The sequence below is a fragment of the Pantoea sp. X-Soil-YNGN-785 genome (genome assembly GCF_059730585.1).
Genome location: NZ_AP035942.1, coordinates 1,214,346 through 1,240,675 on the forward strand (window position 1 = coordinate 1,214,346; position 26,330 = coordinate 1,240,675).

18 protein-coding genes are annotated in these 26,330 nt (G+C 57.2%); 8 read left to right on the forward strand and 10 right to left on the reverse strand.

The genetic code is table 11. The features are described from left to right. Positions 1-24 precede the first annotated feature (24 nt). The 3 genes from AC6I8E_RS05620 to AC6I8E_RS05630 are packed head-to-tail and all read right to left on the reverse strand — an operon-like array spanning position 25 to position 2,992. Positions 25-990 carry a lysylphosphatidylglycerol synthase transmembrane domain-containing protein gene (locus tag AC6I8E_RS05620; RefSeq protein ID WP_013357195.1) on the reverse strand — a complete coding sequence of 322 codons (966 nt, stop codon included), beginning with the start codon at positions 988-990 and terminating at the stop codon, positions 25-27. Beyond that, positions 990-2,234 (reverse strand): cardiolipin synthase ClsB, encoded by a 1,245-nt coding sequence (clsB, locus tag AC6I8E_RS05625; protein ID WP_312217446.1) that lies wholly within the window; start codon positions 2,232-2,234, stop codon positions 990-992. Before clsB ends, AC6I8E_RS05620 begins: the two co-directional genes overlap by 1 nt. Next, on the reverse strand, positions 2,231-2,992 hold the full coding sequence (locus AC6I8E_RS05630; protein WP_497824511.1) for an endonuclease/exonuclease/phosphatase family protein: 762 nt from the start codon (positions 2,990-2,992) through the stop codon (positions 2,231-2,233). Before AC6I8E_RS05630 ends, clsB begins: the two co-directional genes overlap by 4 nt. 179 nt (positions 2,993-3,171) lie before the next feature. Here AC6I8E_RS05630 and AC6I8E_RS05635 point away from each other — a divergent pair, with 179 nt between their 5' ends. From AC6I8E_RS05635 to AC6I8E_RS05650, 4 genes are all read left to right on the forward strand, one after another. Further along, entirely contained in the window at positions 3,172-3,564 is a 393-nt protein-coding gene (locus tag AC6I8E_RS05635) for a YbhQ family protein (RefSeq protein ID WP_031594396.1), read from the forward strand. A 217-nt stretch (positions 3,565-3,781) separates the two neighbouring features. Next, the gene (gene rhlE / locus AC6I8E_RS05640; protein ID WP_312217447.1) at positions 3,782-5,146 is read left to right on the forward strand and encodes an ATP-dependent RNA helicase RhlE; all 1,365 of its coding nucleotides are present in this window, start codon (positions 3,782-3,784) and stop codon (positions 5,144-5,146) included. Between the two features lie 2 nt (positions 5,147-5,148). After that, positions 5,149-6,099: a tRNA dihydrouridine(16) synthase DusC gene (gene dusC, locus AC6I8E_RS05645; protein ID WP_095707520.1), complete on the forward strand. Its 951-nt coding sequence runs from the start codon at positions 5,149-5,151 to the stop codon at positions 6,097-6,099. Between the two features lie 70 nt (positions 6,100-6,169). Then, positions 6,170-7,357 carry an MFS transporter gene (locus AC6I8E_RS05650; RefSeq protein WP_147788502.1) on the forward strand — a complete coding sequence of 396 codons (1,188 nt, stop codon included), beginning with the start codon at positions 6,170-6,172 and terminating at the stop codon, positions 7,355-7,357. Between the two features lie 20 nt (positions 7,358-7,377). Here AC6I8E_RS05650 and AC6I8E_RS05655 read toward each other — a convergent pair whose 3' ends face one another. The 4 genes from AC6I8E_RS05655 to AC6I8E_RS05670 all read right to left on the reverse strand — a co-directional run bounded on the left by AC6I8E_RS05655 (position 7,378) and on the right by AC6I8E_RS05670 (position 13,092). Further along, positions 7,378-8,979, reverse strand: coding sequence for an inorganic phosphate transporter (locus tag AC6I8E_RS05655; RefSeq protein WP_147788501.1), 1,602 nt, complete (start codon positions 8,977-8,979; stop codon positions 7,378-7,380). Positions 8,980-9,166: 187 nt separating this feature from the next. Continuing rightward, positions 9,167-10,279 carry a L,D-transpeptidase family protein gene (locus AC6I8E_RS05660; protein WP_013357203.1) on the reverse strand — a complete coding sequence of 371 codons (1,113 nt, stop codon included), beginning with the start codon at positions 10,277-10,279 and terminating at the stop codon, positions 9,167-9,169. A 214-nt stretch (positions 10,280-10,493) separates the two neighbouring features. Next, positions 10,494-12,308 carry a glycoside hydrolase family 15 protein gene (locus tag AC6I8E_RS05665; protein WP_135909649.1) on the reverse strand — a complete coding sequence of 605 codons (1,815 nt, stop codon included), beginning with the start codon at positions 12,306-12,308 and terminating at the stop codon, positions 10,494-10,496. A 202-nt stretch (positions 12,309-12,510) separates the two neighbouring features. Then, positions 12,511-13,092, reverse strand: coding sequence for a DedA family protein (locus AC6I8E_RS05670; protein WP_033782384.1), 582 nt, complete (start codon positions 13,090-13,092; stop codon positions 12,511-12,513). Between the two features lie 205 nt (positions 13,093-13,297). Between AC6I8E_RS05670 and AC6I8E_RS05675 the strand changes: the two genes are divergently transcribed. The 3 genes from AC6I8E_RS05675 (at position 13,298) to AC6I8E_RS05685 (ending at position 17,680) form a co-directional block, all read left to right on the forward strand. Further along, positions 13,298-13,885: a Yip1 family protein gene (locus tag AC6I8E_RS05675; protein WP_013357206.1), complete on the forward strand. Its 588-nt coding sequence runs from the start codon at positions 13,298-13,300 to the stop codon at positions 13,883-13,885. Positions 13,886-14,064: 179 nt separating this feature from the next. Further along, complete coding sequence (gene pbpG / locus AC6I8E_RS05680) at positions 14,065-15,012, forward strand: D-alanyl-D-alanine endopeptidase (RefSeq protein WP_013357207.1); 948 nt, start codon at positions 14,065-14,067, stop codon at positions 15,010-15,012. 226 nt (positions 15,013-15,238) lie between these two features. Continuing rightward, a complete protein-coding gene (locus tag AC6I8E_RS05685) occupies positions 15,239-17,680 on the forward strand; it encodes a DUF3772 domain-containing protein (protein WP_497824512.1) in 2,442 nt (813 codons plus the stop codon). An 80-nt stretch (positions 17,681-17,760) separates the two neighbouring features. Here AC6I8E_RS05685 and AC6I8E_RS05690 read toward each other — a convergent pair whose 3' ends face one another. The 3 genes from AC6I8E_RS05690 to dld all read right to left on the reverse strand — a co-directional run bounded on the left by AC6I8E_RS05690 (position 17,761) and on the right by dld (position 23,846). Further along, complete coding sequence (locus AC6I8E_RS05690) at positions 17,761-20,412, reverse strand: beta-N-acetylhexosaminidase (RefSeq protein ID WP_497824513.1); 2,652 nt, start codon at positions 20,410-20,412, stop codon at positions 17,761-17,763. 50 nt (positions 20,413-20,462) lie between these two features. Then, positions 20,463-21,860, reverse strand: coding sequence for a chitoporin ChiP (gene chiP, locus AC6I8E_RS05695; RefSeq protein ID WP_497824514.1), 1,398 nt, complete (start codon positions 21,858-21,860; stop codon positions 20,463-20,465). Between the two features lie 282 nt (positions 21,861-22,142). Further along, positions 22,143-23,846: a D-lactate dehydrogenase gene (gene dld / locus AC6I8E_RS05700; RefSeq protein ID WP_497824515.1), complete on the reverse strand. Its 1,704-nt coding sequence runs from the start codon at positions 23,844-23,846 to the stop codon at positions 22,143-22,145. A gap of 155 nt (positions 23,847-24,001) precedes the next feature. Between dld and bglX the strand changes: the two genes are divergently transcribed. Then, on the forward strand, positions 24,002-26,299 hold the full coding sequence (gene bglX / locus AC6I8E_RS05705) for a beta-glucosidase BglX (protein ID WP_110331552.1): 2,298 nt from the start codon (positions 24,002-24,004) through the stop codon (positions 26,297-26,299). The last annotated feature ends 31 nt before the right edge of the window (positions 26,300-26,330 follow it).

Consider the following 26,330-nt stretch of genomic DNA (forward strand, 5'->3'; position numbering starts at 1 on the left):
GAAGGTTGCGCCTCCCTTTTTTTATTACGATTTCTGTAACTTCTGCTCGTTCTTCTGACGCAGATGCTTCGCCCGACTCTCCAGGCCCAGATAGAGCACCAGCGCTAACAGCAGCGGCAGGATAAAGTAGAGCACACGATAGGCCAGCAGCGCCGCAATGATGGTGCCATGCGAAGCGTGCTGACCGCTGAGCAGCGCCAGGAACACCGCTTCCAGAACGCCAATGCCCGCCGGAATGTGAATGATTACCCCGGCAATACTGCTGATCAGCAGGACGCCCAGTACCATCGGATAGCCCACGTCGCGTCCCAGCAGCAGCCAGATAATCGCGCCCATCACCATCCAGTTGGCACAGGAAACCGCAAACTGCAGCAGCGCCATGCGCAGTGAAGGCAGCTGCAGCGTCTGGCCTTTAATCGTCCAGCGACGCTGTTTTGAGAAGGCGCAGGCCCAGAGGTAAATCGCCACCAGCACCAGCAGAACCACGCCAATCAGCCGCAGCGTAGTCTCACCGATAAACCAGCCGCCGGGGATCGAGACCATGCCCGCACTGAATACCACGCCCGCCAGCAGAATATAGCCCAGCCAGTTAGTCGCGATGCTCAGGGAGAAGATGCGGGTGATGGTGCCGCTGTCGAGGCCCAGCCGGGAATAGAGCCGGTAGCGCATGGCGACACCGCCCACCCACGTACTCAGCGTCAGGTTAAAGGCGTAACAGATAAACGACACCAGCATGACCTGCCGCTTCGCCAGCTTATGGCCGCAGTAGGCGCGGCCAATCAGGTCATAGCAGCCATACACCAGGTAACTCAGCACCACCAGTCCGGCGGCGGTCAGTACCACAAAGCGGTTGTAGTTAACGATGACCTCATAAACATCTTCCCAGTTCACTTTGCGGGCATAAACCACCAGCAGAACCACCACCGCCACGAAAAACAGCACGGTGAGGATCTTTTTTGCCAGTTGCCAGCGTGGATGTTTTTTTGCCATCAGGATTTTGCTCCCGGGTTGTCTGCTTCTACACGATCCTGCGTTTCCATTTCAGGCTGGACCGGCTCACCCACCTGAGCCAGCAGCGGCGTGTGTGCCGGAAGCCAGCCCGCGATGGCGGGGAAATGACGCAGGAAATGGAATACCACCACGCTTTTGCTCAGTTGCCACCAGTTGCGCGGCGGCAGGCGATCCTCCTGCACGCGCTGGCAGTCGTTGGCCAATAGCGCTTCCAGGTTGTCACGCAGCGTCTGGTTGAATGGCCGGTCGTGGATGATCAGGTTAGCTTCCAGATTCAGAGAGAGGCTCAGCGGGTCGAGGTTGCTGGAGCCGACGGTCGCCCAGTAATCATCTTTTACGGCGATCTTACCGTGCAGCGGACGACGGATATATTCGTAGACTTCAACGCCGCCATCGACCAGATAGTTGTAGAGCAGCTCTGCGCCCACTTTCACAATCGGCATATCCGGCTCGCCCTGCACGATCAGCCGCACCCGGACGCCACGCTGCGCGGCATTGCGCATCTCACGCAGCAGCCGGTAGCCCGGGAAGAAGTAGGCGTTGGCAATAATCACATCCCGCTTCGCCTCGCGCAGCATCTCCAGGTAATGCACTTCGATGTCGTCGCGGTGCTCGTCATTATCACGATAGACATAGAGCACCTGGGCATCGCCTGGCGTGGCGTTCACCGCCGGACGATGAGAACGCGATCCCCACCAGCGGCGGGTATGCTGTTCGCTGCCAATCGCCTGTTGCAGATAGCGGGCGATGTCTGCCACGACCGGGCCTTTAACCTGCACTGCGTAATCCTGCTTCGCCTCCGGACCGTAATTAGTATTGTGCTCGGCCGAGAAGTTGATGCCGCCAACAAAGGCAACCACGTCATCCACCACTACCGTTTTACGGTGCAGACGGCGGAAGACGTTGGTACGCATCCCCATCACCAGCGGGCGCGGATCGTAGTAGATGAAACGCACACCGGCGCTGGTCAGACTGTTCACAAACTTGTCGGAGAGTTCAGCGGAGCCGTAGCCATCGACCATCACTTCGACCCGCACGCCGCGCTGGGCGGCTGCCAGTAATTCGCGGTGCAGGGCGTTGCCGACGTCATCCTCAAACAGAATAAAGGTTTCGATCAAAACTGAGCGTTCTGCCCGCTGAATCGCGCCAAAGACGCGCGGGAAAAACGCTTCGCCATTTTCCAGCAACAGCAGCCGGTTGCCTTCCTGCCAGTTAAAATTCATAGATGAATCTCCACCGCCAGCGGCGCGTGATCGGAAAGATGGGACCAGGGCTTACGCGGCAGCGCCCACGGATGACTGACGGTGGCGTTGCGCACATAGATGCGGTCAAGCCGCAATAGCGGGAAGCGCGCCGGGAAGGTGCGCGCCGGGCGTCCGGTCTTCATACTGAATACCTCTTTCAGGCCTGCGCCCTGTTTTAATATGGCGTTAGCGCGTCGCTGCCAGTCGTTGAAATCGCCTGCTACGACGACCGGCGCGTCGGGTGGCAGCGAGTTGACCATTTCACAGATCTTCTTCATCTGCGCGTGACGATGCGCCTCTTTCAGACCCAGGTGAACACAGATGACATGCAGCGTGCCGTGCGGCTCGGGCAGGGCGATCTGACAGTGCAGCATGCCGCGATTTTCACTGCCTGCCACCGAGATATCCCGGTTCTTATAGTCAGTTATCGGAAAGCGTGACAACACGGCATTGCCGTGATGTCCCTCCGGATAGACCGCATTGCGGCCGTAGGCGAAATCGTTCCACATGGTGTCAGCCAGAAACTCATAATGAGGCGATTCAGGCCACTCTTCATGGTTAAGGGAGTGGATGGCATGGGTGCCCATTACCTCCTGGAGAAAGACCACATCCGCCGAGGTTGCGCGAACGGCTTCGCGCAATTCCGGCAGGATGAAGCGGCGATTAAACGGGGCAAACCCCTTGTGTGTATTGATCGTCAGGACTTTTATTGAAAATCCTTGCGCATTTTGTGGCATACTCGCGACGCACTCCTTTTCATCATCAATAGAATCAAAGTGTAGTCTTTGTCACAAATGGGTGGTGAGAGAGCGCGATATTTAGGGCGTTATCCGAAAATTGTTTTACATTGAGGAAACCGTTTCCGGCTTGTGCCGGTAGCACTTGGGCGACCTGTTGGGTCTGCCAGGAGAATTGAATGAAATGGTCTAATCGTATTCAAATCATCACGGGTCAGACGTTGTTGCATATCGCTATGCATCTGCTGGTGATCGCTGCGCTGATCTGGGGCTGGAAACACAAGGCGCTGGTTGATGTCTGCAGCACGCTGGTGGCGATGTACGCACTGGTTTTTGTTGCCATGCTGGTGACACAGCGCATCGCCCGTTTACGTACGCTCGGCGATTATCTTGAAGAAGCGACCACCACTTACTACTTTGGCGCCGCCATGATGACACTGTTCCTGGTGTCGCGGATTTACCACAACAACCTGCTGCTGGCCTGTCTCGGCGTAGTGATGTTGCTGGGTCCGGCGCTGGTTTCGCTGCTGGCGAAAGAGCCACCGCGGCGCATCGAAAATAAACGTAGTTAAGTTGAAGGCCACCGCGAGGTGGCCTTCCTGTTTCTGCGCAGTTAAGTTATGTCAGTAAATGTGAGCTATCTCGCACACTTCATTTAAAGCTGCTACACTCGCCCGCTTACGCATCGTAGTTTGTGCCCTTTTCACGCGTCAGCCCCAGCTGCCGTCACTATCCCTCTGAAAACTACACCGTGAATCACGGCCAGAGCGGACCGGAGTAAACCACGTAATGTCATTTGACTCTCTCGGCCTGAGTGCCGATATTTTGCGCGCGGTTGCCGAACAAGGCTACAGCGAACCTACACCTATCCAGCGCCAGGCGATTCCTGTGGTGCTGGCAGGCCGCGATCTGCTGGCGAGTGCCCAGACCGGCACCGGCAAAACGGCCGGCTTTACCTTACCGTTGTTACAGAAACTCTCTGCCACCGCGACGCCCATCCGCGGTCGTCGCCCGGTGCGCGCCCTGATCCTGACCCCAACCCGTGAACTCGCGGCGCAGGTCGGCGAAAACGTCAGCGACTACAGCAAATATCTCTCGCTGCGTTCGCTGGTCGTGTTTGGTGGCGTCAGCATCAATCCACAGATGGTTAAGCTGCGTGGCGGCGTCGATGTGCTGGTGGCCACGCCAGGTCGCCTGCTGGATCTGGCGCAGCAGAATGCCGTTGACCTGTCTCAGGTCGAAATTCTGGTGCTGGATGAAGCGGACCGTATGCTGGATATGGGCTTTATCCACGACATTCGTCGCGTACTCGCACGTCTGCCGGCCAAACGTCAGAACCTGCTGTTCTCAGCCACTTTCTCGGATGAGATCAAAGGCCTGGCGGAAAAACTGCTGACCAACCCGGAAATGATTGAAGTGGCTCGCCGCAACACCGCTTCTGAGCAGGTGGCACAGCAGGTGCATTTCGTTGATAAGAAGCGTAAGCGGGAACTGCTGTCGCAGCTGATCGGCGAAGGTAACTGGCAGCAGGTGCTGGTCTTTACCCGTACCAAACACGGCGCTAACCACCTTGCCGAGCAGCTGGGCAAAGATGGCATCACCGCTGCCGCAATCCACGGCAACAAGAGCCAGGGTGCCCGTACCCGTGCGCTGGCCGACTTTAAGTCAGGCGGCATTCGCGTGCTGGTTGCGACCGATATCGCGGCCCGTGGCCTGGATATCGAAGAGCTGCCACACGTCGTGAACTACGAGCTGCCCAACGTCGCCGAAGATTACGTTCACCGTATTGGCCGTACCGGCCGTGCGGCTGCAACCGGTGTCGCACTGTCGCTGGTCTGCGTCGATGAGCACAAACTGCTGCGTGATATCGAACGTCTGCTGAAGCGTGAAATCCCGCGTCTGGCGATTGAAGGCTATGAGCCGGATCCAAGCATCAAGGCCGAGCCGATCATCAACGGTCGTCAGCAGCAGTCTCGTGGCGGTGCAGGTGGTCGTGGGCGTGGTCAGGGCGGACAGGGTGCAGGCGCATCGCGTTCATCTTCATCCGGCGACAAACGTCCTCAGGCGCGTCGTCAGAGCCAGGCGGCACCTCAGGGCGATAAGCCCGCAGCCCGTCCACGTCGTCCGGCTCCGAAGCGCACCGGAAACGTCTGAGTATGAGGGTTTTACTGGCTCCGATGGAGGGCGTGCTGGACTCACTGGTGCGCCAGCTGCTATCGGAAGTGAACGACTACGATCTCTGCATCACTGAGTTTTTGCGCGTAGTCGATCAACTGCTGCCGGTAAAATCCTTCACCCGTCTCTGCCCCGAACTGCATCACGCTAGCCGTACGCCATCCGGCACGCGGGTGCGGATGCAGCTGCTGGGGCAGCATCCCGAATGGTTAGCCGAGAACGCCGCACGCGCGGTGGAGCTGGGTTCCTGGGGTGTTGATCTCAACTGTGGTTGTCCCTCTAAACTGGTCAACGGCAGCGGAGGCGGCGCAACCCTTCTGAAAGATCCCGATCTGATTTATCGCGGCGCGAAAGCGATGCGTGAAGCGGTGCCTGCCGATTTGCCGGTAACGGTAAAAGTGCGGCTCGGCTGGGATTCCAGTGCCCGCAGCCTGGAGATTGCCGACGCGGTCCAGCAGGCCGGTGCCAGCGAACTAACAGTGCATGGACGGACCAAAGAAGAGGGCTATCGCGCAGAAGCGATCAACTGGCAGGCGATTGGCGACATTCGTCAGCGGCTGCGCATTCCGGTGATTGCTAATGGCGAGATATGGGACTGGCAAAGCGCGCAAAACTGTATGGCGGTCACCGGCTGCGATGCGGTAATGATTGGCCGTGGTGCACTGAACATCCCCAACCTGAGCCGGGTGGTGAAATACAACGAACCGCCGATGGCCTGGCCCGATGTGGTGCGGTTATTGCAGAAATACAGCCGGCTGGAAAAGCAGGGCGATACCGGCCTCTATCACGTGGCGCGGATCAAACAGTGGCTCGGTTATCTGCGCAAAGCGTATGGCGAAGCCGATGGCTTATTCAGTGAAATCCGTGCGTTAAAAAACTCGGGCGACATCGCGCAGGCGATTGACCGTCATGCACATGTTCATGGTTTGTGATAAAAAATCAGGCGACCCCTTAACCGCCTGACGGTATAGTGGGCAAAATTTCCCACACCACAAGCCTGCTATGTCTGACACCGCTGTGTTGAGCAACAGTCAGCTCAACAAACGAATCCTCTCAGTTATCATCTTCACTTTCTTCTGCTATCTCTCCGTCGGACTGCCGCTGGCCGTGCTGCCGGGCTTCGTCAAAAATCATCTTGGTTTCAGCTCCTTTATCGCCGGTCTGATTATCAGCATTCAGTACTTCGCCACGTTACTCAGCCGTCCGCAGTCGGGCCGCCTGGCCGATCGCCTGGGGCCGAAACGGGTGGTGATGCTGGGGCTGCTCTGCTGCGGCATGAGCGGGGTGCTGACTATCGTGGCGGCACTGCTGAGCAGCTGGCCGTGGTTGAGTCTGGCGCTGCTGGCTATCGGGCGACTGTTTCTTGGGGTGGGGGAGAGCTTCAGCAGCACCGGTTCCACGCTGTGGGGCATGAATATCGTCGGGCCGTTGCAGACCGCGCGCGTCATCTCCTGGAACGGTGTCGCCACCTATCTGGCGATGGCTGTTGGTGCGCCGCTGGGCGTGCTGCTGAACAGTCAATTTGGTATGAGCGGATTTGCCGGACTGATTGCGCTGATGGGCGTCGTTGGGTATCTGATGGCCAGCCGCAAACCGGCGGTCACCGTCAGTGTGGGCGAGCGCATTCCGTTTCATCGCGTCTTCTCCCGCGTCTGGCTTTATGGCCTGGCGCTGGGCTTCGGCACCATCGGCTTTGGCGTCATTGCCACCTTTATCACTCTCTATTTTGCCAGCCGCGACTGGCAGGGCGCGGCCTATGCGCTGACGCTGTTCAGCCTGGGGTTTGTGCTGGTGCGGCTGGGTTTTGGTCGCTTTATTACCCGCTTTGGCGGACTGCGTGTGTCGCTGTTCTCTTTCCTGCTGGAGTGTCTGGGACTGCTGATTATCTGGCAGGCGGACAGCGCCTGGCTGGTGGGTGCGGGCGCGTTCCTCACCGGCAGCGGTTTCTCGCTGGTCTTCCCGGCGCTGGGCGTTGAGGCGGTAAAAAGGGTTGAGCGCCAGGATCAGGGCTCGGCGCTGGGCACCTATTCCGCCTTTCTCGATCTGGGACTCGGTTTAACCGGCCCGGTGGCGGGCTTGTTTATCGGGCACTGGGGGATGCAGTCGGTCTATCTGGCTGCCGCCGTGATGGTGCTGGGCGCGCTGCTGATTACGCTGCGGCTCTATACGCAGCAACGGCTCACCACCTGACCGGTGGTGAGCACTGACTATCAGAAATGGGTAAACACCCAGTAGAGCAGGGCAGAAAGCAGAATGGAGACTGGCAGCGTCAATACCCAGGCGACAGCCAGATTTCGCAGAGTCGAAAACTGCAGACCAGAGCGGTTGGCCGCCATGGTGCCCGCCACGCCGGACGATAGCACATGGGTGGTCGACACCGGCAGGCCAAAGCCATCGGCTGCGCCAATAGTCATCATCGCCACCAGCTCGGCGCTGGCACCCTGGGCATAGCTCAGATGGGTTTTGCCGATTCGTTCTCCCACCGTTACCACAATTCTGCGCCAGCCGACCATGGTGCCAAGCCCCAGCGCTATCGCCACCACCACTTTCACCCACATCGGAATAAAGCGGGTGGCGCTGTCGAGTTCGGTTTTCACAGCCTTAAGATTGCGTTCGGTCTCCTGCGGCAGCGTCACCTTCGCGGTCTGCAGATGCTTGATCGACTCCGAAGCCAGATACATCTGGTTGCGGGTATTGGTCACCGCCTGGGCAGGGATATTATCCATCGAGCCGTAACGGCGAATCTGATCGCCCACTTCGTTAAGCGTCCGCGCCAGCGCCGGTAACACCTCGGCGTTCATCTGGTTGCTGCCGACAAAGCCGGTCAGCACGTCGCGGGCCGCCGGGGGATGCGCCGTCGCCGGTTGCAGTTGCAGTAGCTGATGGGCGGTCACTTCAGTCAGTGCGGCCACACGTGGGATCTGATCGGCCGGCAGCGATCGGTTCAGGGCGTAGGCGATCGGCATGGTGCCCACCAGGATCAGCATAATCAGCCCCATTCCTTTCTGGCCGTCGTTGGAGCCGTGCGCAAAGGAGACGCCGGTACAGGTCAGGATCAGCAGACCACGGATCCAGACCGGCGGTGGCTGGTCACTTTTCGGGGCCTGATAAAGCTGGCGATTACGGATAAACATCTTCATCACCCAGAGCAGCAGCCCGGCGCAGACAAAACCCACCACCGGCGACAGCAGCAGGGCATAGCCGACCTTGAGTGCCTGATCCCAGTCCACGCCGCTCAGTCCGCTGCGCCCATGCAGCATGGCGTTAGCCACCCCGACGCCGATAATCGAACCAATCAGCGTATGCGATGACGACGAGGGCAGGCCAAAATACCAGGTGCCGAGATTCCAGATAATGGCGGAGAAGAGCAGCGCATAGACCATGGCGAAGCCGTTGCCGCTGCTGGCCTGCAGGATCAGCTCGACCGGCAGCAGTGAGATAATGCCAAAGGCCACCACGCCGCTGGAGAGCAGCACGCCCATAAAGTTACAGAAACCGGACCAGACCACGGCCACGCCGGGCGTCAGCGAATGGGTGTAGATCACCGTGGCGACCGCATTAGCGGTATCGTGAAAGCCATTAACGAACTCAAAGCCGAGCGCAATCAGCAGCGCCAGTCCCAGCAGAAAGAACGGCAGATAGCTGGTAACCGGGGTGTTGGTTTCTTCAACATCATTGACCAGGTTAAGTCCGGCGAAGGCCAGCCCGGCGATCAGCAGAATGAAAAACAGCGGTTTGCTGAAGCGGCTGCCCTTGCCGTTGAAATCGGGGCGTCCCCGGGCTGATGAGGAGGAGAGACTGTTTTCGCTCATGGTGTACCTCACGTGGCTGATGCCGGATGCTGATTTGCATCGGGTTAACGGAGTGTGATACGCGCTTTATATGACAGATTAATGATGGTCACGCGGGGAAAGAGGGCGGAAATGTTCGGTAATTTGCTTTAATCCAGGCAATAAAAAAGCCAGCGACAGGCGCTGGCTTCTTAGAGCAGGGCGGCAGTTACGAGTTGGTATTGGCCGCGGCTGCAGGGGCTGCTGGTGTGACCGGTGCGGCCTGCTCAGTGGCGGGCTGCTGTGGCTGTGCAGCATCACTGTTTGCACCCTGTGGAGTCACTGGCGTCATCGGCTGTTCCTGTGGTGCAGCCTGCGGGTTTTCCGGCATTGGTACAGGTGCAGTCTGGATGTTGTTTTCCACACCGTTCACTTTTACCGGCATACCGGTACGGCCCTGAATGGCGCCGTTAACCTGATCCTGATTGACGCTGGCATCAACCAGCACTTTGCTTACTGCCTGCGTCAGCGTAATCGGCACCAGTTCACGTGAGTTGAACTGCTCTTCCGTAGTCGACAGCGGGTTATGCACTTCAACATAACGTGAACCGTCTGGCTCTACGGTCGCTTTTACCGGCTGATCGACGAACTGAACGCGCGTACCGACCGGCACGTTCTGATACAGCCATTTAATATCGTCAGCGCGCAGACGCACACAGCCGTGGCTCACGCGCAGGCCGATACCGAAGTTGGCGTTGGTGCCGTGAATCGCATAGAGACGACCGATATAGAGCGCGTAAAGACCCATCGGGTTATCCGGGCCTGCCGGGAACACGGCTGGCAGCGTTTCACCGCGTGCCGCGTAGTCCGCATGCATACCTTTGGTTGGCGTCCAGGTCGGGCCATCTTTCTTACGTTCTACCGCTGTGGTCCAGTTAATCGGGGTATCTTTACCCAATTCACCGATACCAATTGGCAGCACCACGACGGTTTTGCTGCCTTTCGGGTAGTAGTAAAGACGCATCTCTGCGCTGTTAATCACAATACCTTCACGCGGTGCGTCAGGCAGAATCAGCTGCTGTGGGATGATCATTTTGCTGCCAGCTTTAGGCAGATAAACGTCAACACCCGGATTGGCTTCCAGCATATTGCTGAGGCCCATCTGGTACTGCGCCGCAAAAGCTTCCAGCGGCAGCTTGCTGTCTTCAGGAACCGTAATTTCAATATTTTCCCCGATCAGACGGCTGTTGGCCGGCGGTAACGGGTAAACCACAGCAAAGGCTGACTGGCTGAATGCCGCCAGAGCCAGAGCGATTGAAGCGAAAGCGCGAATAATTTTCATATTTTACAAGTCTTTATCGCCATATTTCAGGCTGGTCTATGTGTCGAATTCATGCTGGCCAATGTGACCTGCTGCGCATTATATGTTCATTAATCTGACGTTGTGAATCGGGAATTTAACCTGCCTGCAATACTTTACGTAAATTCACCGCGGATGTTAGCGCATTTCCGGAAAGCAGGGCGTGTAAAATGCGGCTTTCCGGGGGCAGTCCTGATTAAGGTTGCCACTGCGTCTGTTCACCGCTGAGTTTGCGATTCAGGAAAAAGGCGGCACTGATTAACGCCAGATGCGTCAGCGCCTGCGGCGTATTGCCCAGCGCATGACCGTGGCTGTCAAACTCCTCGGCGTACAGGCCCAGCGGATTGGCGTAGCTCAGCAGCTTCTCAAATTCAAAATGCGCTTCCTGAATCCGGCCCGCTCGCGCCAGACACTCGACATACCAGAATGAGCAGGCACCAAAGGAGCCTTCCGATCCCTTGAGGCCATCGGCCGGTGTTTCATGCGTATTGTAACGCCGCACCATACCGTCGCTGACCAGATTGGTTTTGATCGCGTCCAGCGTGGCAATCCAGTCCGGGTCGGTGGCACCGACGAAGCGCACCAGCGGCATCAGCAGCATGGAGGCGTCAAGATGTTCACCATGACGGGTGGCAGAGAAATGGCCGCGTTCACTGTTCCAGAAGTTTGCCCAGATATCTTCGCGGATCTCGCGACGCGCCCGATCCCAGCGTTCATAAGGCATCGGCAGAGATCGCTTCATGCCGAGACGCAGCGCACGATCCATTGCCACCCAGCACATCAGACGCGAATGCAGGAAATGCTCGGGTTCACCGCGCATCTCCCAGATACCGGCATCGGGCTGATTCCAGTGTTCACACAGCCAGTCGATCATTTTGACCACATGCTCCCAGCCGCGCTGCGAGATCGCCTCACCATACTTATTGGCCAGATAGACCGCATCCATAAGCTCGCCATAGATATCGAGCTGGGTTTGCTGCCAGGCGTCATTGCCGATGCGAACCGGACGGGAGTCGGCATAGCCGGAGAGATTGAGTAACTCCATCTCATGCAACTCGGTGCCGCTGTCCAGCCGGTACATTACCTGCAGGCGCATCTCATCATGATGGCTGTTTTCAACACAGCGGCCGACCCAGTGGGTAAAGTGTTTGGCTTCATCCACGTAGCCCAGCCGCATCAGAGCATACATGCTGAACGAGGCGTCGCGGATCCAGGAGGCGCGATAGTCCCAGTTGCGTTCGCCGCCCAACTCTTCCGGCAGGCCAAAGGTGGCCGCCGCCGCAATAGAGCCGTGCTGATGCGATGTCAGCAGCTTCAGGACCAGCGCCGAGCGCTGCACCATCTCGCGCCAGCGTCCCTGATAGGTGCTCCGGGCGCTCCAGCGCCGCCAGTAGTTTAGTGTCTCTTCAAAGCAGTGCTCGGTGGCCAGCGCTTCGATATGTGCATCATCCACGCTGCCAAATTCGAACTGCGCATGTTCGCCAGGCTGTAACGTGAAGTGGGCAGTGGCGCTGTCGTCTTCAAGCGTCATCACCACGGAGGCTGCCAGGCGCAGCGACGGCTGACCTTCAGCATGAAAGTCGATGCAGCCGTTGTGCGCTTCGGCCCGGGTCTGCGCCCGGGCGTAGTCATGACGCGGTGAACAGCGCAGCTGAAAGGTTGCGCTGCCGCGAACCATCTTGACCCGGCGGATCAGGCGCGGCAGTTTGTTCTTATCATCACAAATCGGCATGTAGTCGGTGATTTCCGCCACGCCTTCATCATCCAGCCAGCGCGTCTGCAGGATATTCGTGTCGGGCAGGTAAAGCTGCTGACGCCGCGCATTGGGCCAGTCAGGTGCGAGGGAGAAAAGGCCGGCATCATCGCTGTCGAGCAGGGCGGCAAACACCGACGGGCTGTCGAGTTCAGGCCAGCAGAGATAATCAATAGTGCCGTCGTTAGCGACCAGCGCACAGGTGCGCAAATCGCCGATGACGCCGTGGTCTTCAATCTTACGTTTTACCTTACTCATTCTTATCTCCCTGTCAGTGTCCATCCTAACTATAGCTGAGCCATCCGATGCGGCTTCGTTTGGGCACAGATGGTTAACGCGCGATTGAATAAGGAAGGAGAGGGGAAGGTGGGCGGGTGAGACTCACGTCATCGTCAACAGGTCGCCAGACGCTTTTCAGCGTCTGGCGACCTCTGTGTAATCAGGAGAATACGCCATTCGTTTATTGCTGATCGGCCCGGCGGTTGTGCCAGCGACGGATCACCCAGCGCAGCACAAAGGCAAAGACGACCGCCCCGACCAGCCACAGCAGATGTTTCAGATGCTGGTCGAGTTTATGCAGCCACGGCGCGATGATGCCGCCTGCGAAATAGCCCAGCGTCACAAAGATCAGCGACCAGATAGCCGCCCCGATGACGTTAAGAATAAAAAACTTCATCGGGTTAAGGCGGCTGGCACCGATGATGATGGGACCAATCAGCCGGAAGCCATACATAAATCGCACGCCAATCACGAACAGGCTGGGGCGGCGTTTGATCAGGCGGTTTGCCTTCACCACTTTGTCCTGATGCTTTTTAAAGCGGCGAAGGATCCGCGTGCCCCAGCGGCGACCGACCCAGTAGAGCAGCTGATCGCCAACAATGCCGCCACCCATTGCCGCCAGCACGACCCCCACATAATGCAGCAGCCCCTCATGCGCGGCCACGCCGCCCAGCAGCGTAAATGTCTCCCCCTCGGCAATACAGCCAATAAAAAGTGCCAGATAACCGTATTGCGTAATTAATGCGTTGATATCCAGATGCAAAATGACTCTCCCTGTTCGGTGATGATTTCTTTCAGTCTATACGCGATTTGGCTTCGCTTCCGCCCGGCCACCACGGGTCTGTTTATTTATGCTGTTTTTTTGTCCGGTCACCACGAAAATTTCACTGCCGTTTATACTTGAGGAGACGCTGCCCCCAAAGACGCATGCATCACCGGGCGGCCCATCGCATCAGAGGAGTGACTGTATGAACCATGTCTGGGGACTTCTGGCGCATCCGAACCAGGAAATGCGTCATATCAAGCAAGAGAATGAGAGCGTCTCGCACCACTACACCCACCATGTTCTGCTGATGGCGGCGATCCCGGTGATCTGCGCCTTTGTCGGTACAACTCAGCTGGGCTGGAATCTGGGCGAGGGGCAATATGTGCAACTTAACCTGGCAACCGGCATCGCGCTGGGCATTCTGTTCTACCTGATTATTCTGGGTGGCGTCGCGGTTATGGGGCGCGTGATCCACTGGATGGCGCGTGATTATCCGCAGCGTCCCGGCGTCCAGCGCTGCACCGTGTTTGCGGGATACGTGGCAACGCCACTGTTTCTGAGTGGGCTGGTGGCACTCTATCCGCTGGTCTGGCTCTGTGTACTGGCAGGGGCGCTGGCGCTGCTCTACACCGGCTATCTGCTCTATATTGGCATTCCGCTGTTTCTGAATATCGATCGCGAAGAGAGCCTGCGTTTTTCCGGCTCAACGCTTGCCATCGGCGTGCTGGTTTTTGAAGTGTTACTGGCATTAACCGTGGTGCTGTGGGGATATGGACCGCATCTGTTCTGACTGACCGCTGCCGCCGCTCTGGCGGCAGTTCTCTTTTTACGCCCGGAAACAATCTCACCAGGAAATTTCTTAACCTAAAGCGTATGATGCTGCTGCCAGCCCGCGCGCCGACGTGACTGAAGCGGGCGGCCTGTGTCGGTCTGACACAGTACACAATCATAACCGGGTTTTTTTCTACGATGCCTGCAAAAATTCGCTCCACCCTGCTTTCGCTGGCGCTGCTCGTTTCCGGGCAGATTGTTTCACTTCCGGCGCAGGCGACGACTTCATTGTCGCAACTTACGCCTATTGCTCAGCCGCAGATCGCTTCTGGCAGTGCGATGATTGTCGACCTCACCACCAATAAAGTGCTTTTCTCCAGTCACCCGGATCGGGTCAGGCCCATTGCGTCTATCACCAAGCTGATGACCGCGATGGTGGTGCTGGATGCGCATCTGCCGATGAATGAGATGATTAACGTCGATATCAGCCAGACGCCGGAAATGCGTGGCGTATTCTCGCGCGTTAAGCTCAACAGCCAGATCAGCCGCCGCAATATGATGTTACTGGCGCTGATGTCTTCAGAAAACCGTGCCGCCGCCAGCCTGGCCCACGCCTATCCGGGCGGTTATCGCGCCTTTATCCAGGCAATGAATGCTAAAGCGCGGTCACTCGGCATGAAACAGACCCGCTATGTGGAGCCAACCGGCCTCTCAACGCAGAACGTCTCCAGCGCGCAGGACCTGGTGAAGTTACTCAAAGCGACGCGGGAATATCCGATGCTTGGGGCGCTCAGCACCACAAAAGAAGAGACGGCCGTGTTTGCCCATCCGAGCTACGCGCTGCCGTTCCGCAATACCAACCATCTGGTCTATAAAAATGACTGGCATATTCAGCTGACCAAAACCGGTTATACCGACGAGGCCGGCCACTGCCTGGTGATGCGCACGATGATTAACAATCGTCCGGTGGCGCTGGTGGTGCTGGATGCCTTTGGCAAATATACCCACTTCGCCGACGCTAACCGTCTGCGCAGCTGGATTGAGACCGGCAAAGCCGCGCCAGTGCCTGCCGCTGCGCTGGCGTATAAAAAGCAGAAGTCGGGCCAGGTTGCCAGCAATGGTGCCGGCAGTGCCGACGTTGAGTAGAAAATAGCCGGTGTTGCGCACGGCGCGCACCGGCATTGCCTGCAGGCTGAGCAGGTAGCCGGGAAGAAACAGGCGGAGGCATACAGCGATGTTCATGCCGCTGCCTGTCCCGAATCAGCCCGAAAATGCCCGTTATTCCTATATTGCCATCCCTTGCAAAGCCCTAAACTTACGCGCGACTGGCGAGGGAATATCGCCTGATTTAAGCTGCCGGAATCTTACACATATGTTTATACGATCCCTTTTTGCATTGTTAATGCTGGCGCTGGCAGGGTTTGCCCCGGCGCTGGCGCTGGCCGCGGATGATACGGCCGGTGCTGCTCAGGAACAGGATGCTCCGCCGAAGCTGAATGCCGCGGTTGAACTGCCGAAAATGCAGAAGATCCTCGACAAAATTAAAAGTCAGGTTTCTGTCGATGCTGGCGAAAACAAGCTGACGCAGCTGAATGAAATGGCGCTGGAGCTCTCCGGTAATGCCGATACGCTGGGTCAGGCGCTGGTTCCCGATCGCCAGCAACTGGAAGCCCAGCTGCAGGTGCTGGGTCCGGCCCCGAAAGCGGACAGCGGCGTCAAAGAGACGCCGGAAGTGACGCGCAAGCGTAACACGCTGGAGAGTCAGAAAAGCAAACTCGACGACCAGATTAAGCAGGCTGAAGGCATTAAAAATGGCGCACTGATGCTCTCCTCGCAGATTGTTAACCTGCGTCGCGATCAGCTGAAAAGCCAGCTGGCGCTGAACTCCGGCAGCATCCTCGGGGCGCGCTTCTGGTCACCGTTGCTCAGCACACAGGATCTGGATGGCGAGAAAATTGGTGAGTTTCTGCAGGAGTTGCAGGACACCGCTGCGCTCTCCTGGGAGCCGGGCTGGCGCGTGGGCAGTGTCTTCTGGCTGCTGGCAGCGCTGCTGGTAATGACGGTGGGCCGTCGTTACAGTGAAGAGTTTCTGGCCTGGGTCAGCATTAATAAACTGCCGGAAGGGAAGCTGCGTCGCAGTTTCCTGGCGGCAGCGATAGCGCTCACCACGCTGGTGGCGGTTGTCCTCACCTTTAACTTTATCTCCCTGGCTTTCACCCGCCGTGATGAGGTCTCTGAAAACGTTCAGGACTTTGTGGATCAACTGGTTCGGCTCAGCGTCTTTTGTGGCCTGATTGCCGGACTGGGACGCGCGTTCCTTTCTACCCGTCGGCCCAGTTGGCGATTACCAACCATCTCTAATGAAGTGGCGATGGCGTTAAAACCGTTTCCACCGATTACTGCGGTGCTGGTCTTTATCTTCCAGACGGTCGAGGCGTTCAATTACAGCGTCGGCACCAGCCTGAATACCACCATTTTTGCCAACGGGCTGACAGCTCTGCTGATTGGCTGTACTGCGCTGGCGATCAGCATGCGCACCAACCGTGTGCGTCGTCGCATGACGCTGGCGGGCACCCCGCCTGAAGCGCGCTCAACGCTGGTCGGTCTGATTCAGATGGGCCTGACGCTGACCGCAATTGCGATCCTGGTCTCGCTGCTGATTGGCTACGTTACGCTGGCGCGCTTCCTGAGTTATGAGTTGATCTGGTGCGGCTTGCTGTTTGGCTCGTTCTACTTCCTCAGTCACCTGCTGAAAGATGGCTGTGAGAGCCTGTTTTCGACCAGTAACCCGACCGGTCGCCGCATCCAGAGTTCACTTAACATTAATGAGCGTCACCTGCAGCAGACGGCCACGCTGCTGACGGCCATCGGTAAAACCTTCCTGGTGCTGGTTGTGGCACTGGCGCTGGTCAACGGCACCTTTGCCTCCTCAACGCCGCTTGAGCTGCTGCAGAAAGCGATTGAATTCTGGGGCGGTAAAGGCCTTGAATCCCTGAACATCGTACCGGCACACATGGTGAATGCGATAATCTGCCTGATTGTCGGAATCTATGTGCTGCGCTCGGTGCGCCGCTGGCTCGACACCGATTTCCTGCCAAAAACCACCATGGATGCGGGGATGCGCGTGTCGCTGGTGACGCTGTTCAGCAACATCGGTTACGTGCTGATTATCCTGCTGACCCTGTCGATCATGGGTCTGCAATGGAACAAACTGGCGTGGATTGTCAGTGCGCTGTCGGTTGGTATCGGTTTTGGCTTACAGGAGATCGTGAAGAACTTTATCTCGGGGCTGATTCTGTTAACCGAGCGTCCGGTGAAAGTCGGCGATCTGGTGAGCATCAGCGGCATTGAAGGGGACATCCGCCGCATTAACGTGCGCGCCACCGAGATTCAGCTGGGCGACAAGTCCACGGTGATTGTGCCGAACTCGCAGTTTATCTCGCAGAACGTGCGCAATGCGACCATGGGCAATGCGCAGGGGGTGGTCACGATTACGCTGACTTTCCCGCTGGATATCGATCCGGTGAAGGTGCGCGATATTCTGCTGGAAGTTTACAACGAGAACGAACGTATTCTGGAAACGCCGGAGCCGTCTGTTTCGTTTAAAGATCTGACCCAGCAGGGCATTATTCTGAGCGTCACGGGTAACGTAGCGGGTCAGCGCCAGATCTCAGGGGCGAAGAGCGACCTGCTGTTCGATATTCTGACGCGTCTGCGTAAAGAGGGCATTCTGCTCTCCACACCGCAAACCATGATTATCGAGCGCCGTCAGATGCCGGGTGTGGAGCCGGTATCCGAAGGGAAGCTGGTTTAGGTGTGAAAGGGGCCGACTTCTGTCGGCCTTTTTTATGTTCACAACGCTGGTTTCCCGGCCTGTTCTCTCACTCTCGCTTACTACAAAGTTTCCACGCGGCTGGTGCGCTGCCCGTCGCGGCTCACCGAGCGGATTGCCACGGCACCGCTGACCTGCGGTGGTCTGTTGGTATCGTAGCGCTGCCAGTTAACCCCCTTGTCCAGACTGTACTCCAGCGTTACCCCAGGCAAGGCCACGTTCATCGACAGGATGCCATCAACGATTTTTGCTCCCGGCACCGGCAGGCGATAATCGATACCCGCCTTATCCAGCTTCGCCAGTTCCCGCTGTCCCAGCAGGTTGGCAAATCGCTGCCAGTCATGCAGGCGTGCCTGCTGATCGACGAGATGGGTTTTGCCTCCCGTGTATTCCTGACCTGGCTGGTAATCCCGCTCCCAGCTGGCGCGGTGCCAGCTTCGTTCCGCGACCACAAACAGGCGCGGATAGATCATGTGATCCATCTGGGCATCTGTTCGCACGGTTTCGCTCCACAGCTGGGCCGACATGCCATAAGCACCGCGCCACGGCTTCTCTGATTTAGCGCTGAAAACGTTGCCGTCGCGATCCACCGAGGTTTCCGCATTCTGCGGCAGGTTGTCCGGTGCGAAGCCGAAGATTTTACGCTCGTCGTTGAAACGCGTGCCCCAGTAGTAGCCGCGCTCCAGCGGGTTCACCTCATACGGAAAGTCCAGATAGAGATAGTCGGGACTGGAGATCACCACGTCGTAACCTTTCTGTGACCAGTCAGCTGCACTGTCAAAACCGCCCCAGTAGAGCGTGTCCCAGAAGTTGACCGCAACCCGCGGGGTGGCGAAGGCTGCGGCATTTCTGGCATCTTTTAAACCATCCTGCCACGCCTGCATTTTGCCGATGCCGTGCCGGTTAACAATCTCACTGACGGTCAGGGCAAAATAGCTCGGCAGGTGTGCCAGATCTTCCACTTTGCCGCTCTTCACCAGTGCCTGACAGACCTGCGATTTTGCCCACGGCAGATCTTCACGGCTCCAGTCGCGCAGTCCGGTATCCGGTTTAGGGCTATTTTTGTCAGAGTAGCCTGCGCCCAGCCGGATGTTTTTCGCCTCGTCGCCGCCAAAATGCCAGACATCGAGCGGCTGTCCCGCCTCCTGATGCATCGCCTGAACTTCACCGATCACCTTGTCAACAAAGCGCTGTGAGCCGTCAATGCAGGGATTAAGATAGCTGGTGCGGTCATAGAGCTGCACGGAGGTGGTATTGGAGTCGTCAGTAGGATCAATCAGGCGATACGCGCTGGCCTGTTCAGATTCTCCCTCCTTCATCAGCCGCTGATAGCGTGCTTCCATGGCGATAACCGCCGCGCGGGCATGGGCGGGCATATCGATTTCCGGGATCACCTGAATGTGGCGCGCCTGCGCATATTTCACAATGTCGATGTAATCAGCACGACTGAAGAAGCCACTGCCGTTGTTATCGCTGAACGGGCCGGAACCGAGCTGCGGCAGCAGACAACGCTGTTCAGTCAGGTCATGACAGCGTTTAGCGCCCACGTCAGTCAGCTCCTGTAAGCCAGGAATTTCAAGCCGCCAGCCCTCATCGTCACTCAGGTGAAAGTGAAAGCGGTTCATCTTCCACGCCGCCATTTGATCAAGCAGCCGCATCACCGCCTGCTTACTGTGAAAGTTACGGGCAACGTCAAGAAACGCGCCGCGATAAGCAAAGCGCGGCGCATCATGGGCTTCCAGCGCGGCGATACGCGCCGCACCCTCGCCAGGGACCAGTGAGAGAATCGACATCAGACCATAGAAAGCCCCGGCAGCATCGTAGGCCACCACAACGGCGCGGCGAGGCGTGATATCCAGATTGTATGCACCCGATTTCGCCGTTTTGCCGCTGAAGTGGCCTGGCTTGATCTGTGTCGTGATGGCGAATCCATCGGGTGCTTCTTTCAGGCCGAGCAGGGTGAGGCGCTGTTTTACCGCCTCACCGGTTTCAGGTGTCAGCCCGGTAAGCATCAGCCTGACGCCGCGGCTGAGATCGGCATCCTGCGGGCGGAGCTTCACCTCAAGCGGCGTGGGGGTGATTTGACCGCGCAGCGCAGAGACGGGCAGGGCAGCAACATCGCTGTTTTTATCAAACCGGCTGGCGGGCTGCATCAGGACATTGTGGTCATCGGCACTGCGTCGCCAGTGGTCACCCAGCGGCGATACAAACTGGCTGGAGTCTTCATGATCGGTGCTGGCAATAATTTTGGGCGCTGCCTGCCCGGACGTAACATACCAGCGCGGCATCACATCAGTGACAAACAGCTGCCAGTATTCGTTAACGATGGGAATCTGCACCGACTCACCTGCACCAATGCCGGTAAACTTCTCCGTCGGCTCCAGCCGGGTTAAGTCGCCTACCAGATGCGTCATTTTAAACTGATCGTTTTCGACCCGCAGCGTCTGGTGAACGTTGCTCATGTAGATGGCCCAGTGTTTGTCGGTCAGAGCCGGGCCGTTATTGGTCAGGGTAATGGTGGCGCGATTGCAGGCGGCATAATCGGCTCCCAGCGCGGCGCAGTCGGTGCCATTCAGAGCGGCCTGGTTGTCATTTACTTCATAAGTAATGCCAAACTGGCTGATTTGATTCACCACCTGCTGCTCTGACGGGCTGGCGCGGCCTGTGACTGCAACGCCCAACAGAGTGAGCGCGATAAGACTTAATTTTAACATGTTGATTTTTATCCTTGCTGGTGAAGAGATATCCGTAAGTCCGCAGGGCATCAGAACAGCGTAAACGGCACGATAACCATAAATTTGATGTCCTTCTCGTCCTGGAAAATGTTGCCGTAACCGCCGCTGTAACTGGGCAGATCGCTGTGATTGTCGTAGCGGGTGTAGTGCAGTTTAAACAGGGTATCTTTGGCGCGGCCCTGCTGGATTTGATAGATCAGATCGAGGTTCCAGGCGGACTCTTTCAGGCGCTGACTCTGGTCAACGGTGGGCAGGGTGGCGGGTCTGGCATCCCAGCCCCAGACGTACGATGCGCCCACTTTCCATCCCGCCAGCTGCCACGGTGTTAAGTCGAGCATCGCACCGGCAAAGATCGCTTTTTCGCCATTGGCATTCCAGTCGGAACGGGCATCCCACCAGATATCCAGTCGGCCATTGGAGCTGGCATAGCCCGGCGTCATGCGCTGCAGGAAGAAGCCCTGATTGCCCTCTGCTTTGACCCAGCTGCCTTCGAGGCGCAGATCCACCGGGCCGACGTTGTAACCGATCGTGATTGCCTGTAGCCAGGCGAGGCCGTCATAAACATCCCGGGAATTAGCCGCACCGCCCTGCACGTTGTCGTGTGCACCGTAAAACTGATAGCTGGTGGAGAGTGCATTGCCGTAAGGCGTGGCCGACCAGGAGGCTTTGGCAAAATATTGATCCATATAATCTGCCGCCTGACCAAATGCACCTTCCAGCACCAGTTTATTTTTGAAGTCATATTTCATGCCGAATGAGTGCAGATAGCTGATATGCGTTTTGCCATCAGCCTGCCGGAAATCATATAAATCACGATACCAGGGTGCCTTATATTTATCACTCCACATCCACGAGAATGATAATGCTCCGGCTTCCTGAAAATCATATAGCGCACCCACTTCGACACCGCGATAGGTGCCGGGTAAGAAACTCCAGTGCGGTGCAATCAGCGTCTGGCCGGTTGGCTGAATATATCCGGCGCGTAACCAGTAATCGTTATATTTAAGCTTTAGCGCGGCTTTATAAACCGAAGCACCGCCGCCGTCGCCATTCCATTTTTCATCCCAGCGGGTATGTGCCTTACTGAAGCCAATTTCGTTGGGCGCGGCGGGGCCACTGTTGGCAAGTTCGGCAGCGCCAAAAACGGCGAGGTCCAGACCTATCCACTCTCCGGCGTAGCCTGACTGGAAGTCGAGATTACTGTTGAGCGAGGCGTGATGTAAATTAGCCCGATACTGTCCCTGATAGTCACTGGCGGGGTCGGTGTCTCTGCGATCCCGCTGCCGCTGCCAGTAAAAAACATTGCCTTTTAGCGATGCGTCGTCAATAAATCCGGCCGCATGAGTGGGTGATGAATTTATTGCTGACAGGGCTATTACCACAGTGGCTATTACTGTTAACGCTAACGCGAAATTATTTTTCCGCATGGTCATTCCTCCCTGAATGAAATAAAGGCAATTACACGGCTTTTTGTTTTAGTGGCGACAATCTATTTTTCGCGACGCGAATTATCAATTGGCAGGATGATGATTTGTGAGATGTTGCGCAGAACCCAATGAGAGAAAATAAAGAAGGTGCAATCTGGGAAGAGGAATTAATTTTTTGATGAAGTTGTTAGTAATAAATATGGGCCGTAAAGGGGAGTGAGCGGGTCAAAAAGAAGTGTGACGATCAGCCTGCCCGGACCGGCAGGCTGACCGATAACGCGATTAAACCTGCTTCACCGCCCAGCCTTTTTGCTTGCTGGTTTTGCCAATGCCAGGATTGAAGCTATTGGTCGGATCGAGCTGGCGATAGAACGCCGCCAGCTGCGGTTTTGCCTGATAGAGATGGCCGACATTATGCTCAGCGGGATATTCCGCCCCGCGCGCCTGCAGGATCTCCAGCATCTGCGCTTTAAGTGCATGCACATCCACCCCTTTTCTGACGATGTAATCCTGATGGAAGACATGACAGAAGAAGTGACCATAGTAGAGGCGATGGCTTAATGATGCACGGATCGCATCGGGCAGGGTTTCGAACCAGTCCGCATCGTTGCGACGGAGCGCGATGTCCAGCGCCAGAATATCCTCGACCTCATCTGCATGGACTGCGTGGTAGCGCACGGCCGCACCCGCTGCCGCAAAGCGATGCAGAAACGCGTGCGCACCTTCTTTGCCTTCACACTCGAAGAACTCGCCACCGCCTTCACGGAAGTAGTCGCGCAGATAGTTACGCGCTTCTGCCACGCCGTCGCCCGACATCTTCAGCATCAGATGATGTTCATATTTGTCGCGATACTGTTTCATACGCTTAGGCAGATGCGCCGGGAACAGTTTGCTCAGGCGCTGCAACAGCCGGTCGCTGAAGTGCGGTTTAACGAAGGAGAGCTTGCTCAGCCAGGCGTCAACCCGTCCTTTCAGCGTGAAAAACAGCGGCATCTTGTCGGTGCCCAGCTTGTCGATCATCAGGAAGGTGTCTTTGCCGTAGACTTCCGCAATGTCATAAATGTCGCGGTGCATATATTCGCCCGCCACCGGCAGATGGGTGAAATGCGCCAGGATGTGACGGCGGATATCGTTAAGCACACCGGGTTCGTTAGTGCCGATGTAAAATACCTGCTGCTGCGGTTCGCTGGTGAACGTATCGAGTCGCACCGCGAAGACCGCCAGCTTCCCGGCACAGCCGGACGCTTCAAACAGGCGACGCGCATCGGCGTTATAACGGGCGGGCGTATCCGCATCGACTTCACGGACCCGGTCGGCATATTCATGATCGGAGGCGTGACGGGCATCGTGTTGCACGTCGCCGGGCTGCCAGCGGTCGTCATCCAGTCGTCCCAGAATCTCTTCCGGCGAGGTCCCCAGATCGATACCCAGATGGTTCACCAGCTTCAGTCTTCCCTGTGCATCAATCTGCGCATACAGGGCCATCTCACTGTAGGCCGGGCCGCGCTTAATCAGCGATCCGCCGGAGTTATTACAGATGCCACCCAGCACCGAGGCCCCAATGCATGAGGAGCCAATCACCGAGTGGGGTTCACGTCCCAGCGGCTTCAGCGCTTTTTCCAGCTGATAGAGTGTGCTGCCGGGGAACGCCAGCACCTGCTGGCCTTCTTCGATCAGCTGAAGCTTATCCAGTCGCAGGGTACTGACAATCACCAGCGGACGGTCGTAATCATTGCCATGTGGTGTTGAACCTTCGGTCAGGCCGGTATTCGCCGCCTGCATCAGGATGATGACATCCGCTTTCACCAGCGTCTGCAATACCCGCCAGAGCTCCAGCAGCGTACCGGGAAACGCCACGGCCAGCGCCTCACCTTCGCCGGAGCGAAAGCCTTTGCGATAGCGGGCAGTCTGTTCAGGTTCTGTCAGCAGATGGGCAGGGCCGACCAGGCGGCGAAGGTCAGAAAGCAGGGCAGAGGTTTGTATCATGAGCAATTCCCTTGTCTTATCAGTGCGTCCTAACTGTAGCACGTCAACTGACCTCAACGCAGTGTGACAGCGGCAGCTACCTGCTATTCTCATCTTGTGGCACACTGCCGCCTGTTTATTCGATATTGCGCAGTTACTTAAGAGAACCCAACCTGATGAAATGGATTTACTCTGTTAGTCTCGCTGTCTCCCTCGCGATGCAACCCGCACTGGCTGAGACAGTGCCAGGTAACCACCCGATGACCGAACAGGCGCGTGATGCCTTCGTTAACCAGCTGCTTAAAAAAATGACGCTGGATGAGAAGATCGGTCAGCTGCGTTTAATTAGTGTCGGACCTGATAATCCGAAAGAAGCCATTCGCGACATGATTCAGAAGAGTCAGGTTGGCGCGATTTTTAACACTGTCACGCGTCAGGATATCCGCGCGATGCAGGATCAGGCGATGCAGCTCAGCCGCCTTAAGATCCCCCTGTTTTTCGCCTTCGACGTGATTCACGGTCAGCGCACTATTTTCCCGATCCCTCTGGCTCTTGCGGCCAGCTGGGATCTGGATGCCGTTAAAGAAGTAGGGCGCGTCTCTGCCTATGAAGCGGCTGACGATGGCCTGAATATGACCTGGGCGCCAATGGTGGATGTCAGCCGTGAACCGCGCTGGGGTCGTGGTTCCGAAGGCTTCGGTGAAGATACCTATCTCACCAGCGAAATGGGTCGCAGCATGGTGCAGGCGATGCAGGGCAAAAGTGCCGCCGATCGCTACAGCGTGATGACCAGCGTGAAACACTTCGCGCTCTATGGAGCCGTTGAGGGTGGACGCGATTACAACACCGTGGACATGAGCCCGCAGCGCATGTTCCAGGACTATCTGCCACCGTATAAAGCCTCACTGGATGCGGGGAGCGGCGGCGTGATGGTGGCGCTGAACTCCATCAATGGCGTCCCCGCCACGGCGGACAGCTGGCTGCTGAAAGATCTGCTGCGCGATAAGTGGAAATTCAAAGGCATCACCATCAGCGATCACGGTGCGATTAAAGAGCTGATCAAACATGGCGTCGCCAGCGATCCGCAGGAAGCGGTACGCATCGCCCTGAAGTCGGGCGTTGATATGAGCATGAGCGACGAATATTACAGCAAGTATCTGCCGGACCTGGTGAAGAGCGGCGATGTCACGATGGCCGAAATTGATGATGCGGCGCGTCATGTGCTTAACGTCAAATATGACATGGGCCTGTTTAACGATCCCTACAGCCATTTAGGTCCGAAAGAGAGCGACCCGCAGGACACCAATGCGGAAAGCCGTCTGCATCGCGCTGAAGCACGCGATGTGGCGCGTAAAAGCATCGTACTGCTGAAAAACCGGCTGGAAACCCTGCCGCTGAAAAAATCGGGCACCATTGCTCTGATTGGTCCGCTGGCAGACAGCCAGCGCGACATCATGGGCAGCTGGTCCGCCGCAGGTGTGGCGAAGCAATCCGTTTCGCTGCTGCAGGGCATGCGCAATGCCACCGAAGGCAAAGCGACGCTGCTTTATGAGAAGGGCGCTAACGTCAGCGACAACAAAGGGATTCAGGACTTCCTGAACCTCTATGAGCAGGCGGTTTCCGTGGATACGCGTTCAGCTGAGCAGATGATCGATGACGCGGTTGCCAAAGCGAAGCAGGCCGATGTGGTGGTTGCCGCCGTGGGCGAAGCGCAGGGGATGGCGCACGAAGCCTCCAGCCGCAGCGACCTGGTGATCCCGCCCAGCCAGCAGAAGTTGCTCGCGGCACTGAAAGCCACCGGTAAGCCGCTGGTGATTGTCCTGATGAACGGACGTCCGCTGTCGATAGTGAATGAAGATCGCATGGCTGATGCGGTACTGGAAACCTGGTTCAGCGGCACCGAGGGCGGCAACGCTATCGCCGATGTGCTGTTCGGTGACTACAACCCGTCGGGCAAACTGCCGGTCTCCTTCCCGCGTTCAGTGGGTCAGATTCCGATCTACTACAACCATCTGCCAACCGGTCGTCCTTACAACTTTGCGAAGCCGAACAAGTACACCTCGCATTACTATGATGCGGTTAACGGCCCGCTCTATCCGTTTGGTTACGGTCTGAGCTACACCAGCTTCACCGTGTCGCCGGTAAAAATGTCCTCACCGACCATGCCGCGCGACGGCAGCGTTGAGGCCAGCGTGACAGTAACCAACAGCGGTAAGCGCGATGGTGCGACGGTAGTGCAGATGTATCTGAACGACCCGGTCGCGTCCATCAGCCGTCCGGTGCAGGAGCTGCGTGGCTTTAAGCGCATCATGCTGAAAGCGGGTGAGTCGCAAACCGTGACCTTTAAAATTGACGTGGATGCGCTGAAGTTCTGGAACCAGCAGATGCAGCACGTTGCAGAGCCCGGCAAATTCAACGTGATGATTGGACTCGATTCCGTCCGTACCGAGAATGCGCAGTTCAGCTATCAATAACCGTCAGCCTTTTCCCTGAACTCAGGGGAAG